This window comes from Cyclobacterium qasimii M12-11B (genome assembly GCF_000427295.1).
In the GTDB taxonomy this organism is placed as follows: domain Bacteria; phylum Bacteroidota; class Bacteroidia; order Cytophagales; family Cyclobacteriaceae; genus Cyclobacterium; species Cyclobacterium qasimii.
The window spans coordinates 1-1,589 of the sequence record NZ_ATNM01000161.1; the positions used below are offsets into that span (position 1 = coordinate 1).

At 41.7% G+C, this 1,589-nt stretch carries 1 protein-coding gene; it reads left to right on the forward strand.

What is annotated here, in order from left to right:
* Positions 1 to 199 precede the first annotated feature (199 nt).
* Positions 200 to 1,576 (forward strand): IS4 family transposase, encoded by a 1,377-nt coding sequence (locus ADICYQ_RS20980; RefSeq protein ID WP_146948807.1) that lies wholly within the window; start codon positions 200 to 202, stop codon positions 1,574 to 1,576.
* Positions 1,577 to 1,589: the final 13 nt, after the last annotated feature.

The window sequence follows — 1,589 nt, forward strand, 5'->3', positions numbered from 1 at the left end:
CCCCATAGCCGTCAAGTTAACGATTTAAGTTATTGATAATCAATTAATTAAATAAAAACGTAGATCCCCCTTGGGATCTTTGTTCCTTTTTTTCATATCTATTGGTATTTGTTTTCTTAATTCAAAAAACGCAATCCCCACTGATCCTCCCTGTTTTTCCTAGTTAAATATACATATAATTTCCATCTAAAAGACCAAAATTCAAGTAAAATTACCAGTAAAATTTAGAGTTTTAGCGGAAAAATTTAATTTATCTTTCAACCCGGATATCATTGACTGCCTTGCCAAGGAAACAGGTTTTTCCAAAAGAAAATCCAAACTCAAGCCCCACCTGTTTTTCGAGAGCCTGATGTTTTCCCATCATTTAGGAAAATCTTTCAGCCTCATGGATGTGTGTTCGGATCTTATGGAGGAATACGAGCTGGGGATCACAAAACAGGCAATTGATGACAGGTTCAATGACCGAGCCGTACTTTTCTTCCGCCGGATACTAGACCGGCTACTTTCCGCCGAATTTAATACTTGTAAAGATTTTGGGGGGTTGCTTTCCCGTTTCAACAGGGTGAGGATAAAAGATTCAACGAAGTTTCCTCTTCCAAAAGCCTTTACCCATAAATACAAGGGACACGGGGGCGGTGGCAACGGGGGCAAGTCCGACAATTGCGAGTCCCTGATCAGCGTCCAGTACGAATATGACATGCTCAGCGGAGAAACAATGGATCTCAGGCTGACCGACGGGCTTAAAAACGACCTGTCGGATTCCAGAGATTTTACTGATGACATCCGCGAGAACGACCTTTTCATCAGGGATCTTGGCTATTGTAGCCTCCCTTACCTAGAAAAAATTGCCGGGGGAGGGGCCTTTTTCCTCAACAGACTTCCCGCCAAGACTGTAGTATATACCGCCGAAGACGGGTACGAACCAATGGATTTCAAGAAATTATACGCGATAATGAACAAACACAAATTATCACACATGGAACTGGACGTGTTGGTGGGTAAAAAAGCCAAGCTTCCATGCCGGCTTGTCATCATGCCTGTCGACAATGCAACCTATGAAAAGAGGATAAGAAAGGCAACCGAAAAAGGTAAGCACTACAAGTACAAGGTATCCCAAGAGTACAGGGCAAAGAGTAGGCTCAATTTTTTCATCACCAATGTGGACAAAAAGGACCTGGATACAGAAAAAGTACGGGAAGTGTATACACTAAGATGGCAGCTGGAACTCCTGTTCAAGGTCTGGAAATCTCAGGCGAAAATAGACCAGATCAAGGAAATGAAAATAGAACGTTTTGAGTGTCAATTGTATAGCAAACTGATCTGGCTGCTCCTAAACTGGAGGATCTTTAAATGGATGGGAAATGAGATCTACAAAAGGGAAAGAATACTCTGCAGTGTCTGGAAGTTTTACAAATATGCAACCCGGATTGCTCAAAGACTCAGAATGGCACTGAAAGATCCCGTTCAGATGGAGAAAATCCTTATTAGGGTGTTGAAAATAGCCCCCATGGAATTTATTCTTGAAAAGAAAAAAGATAAACTATCTCAAAATCAAACGTTTACACACTTAGCCTGACGGCTATGGGGTT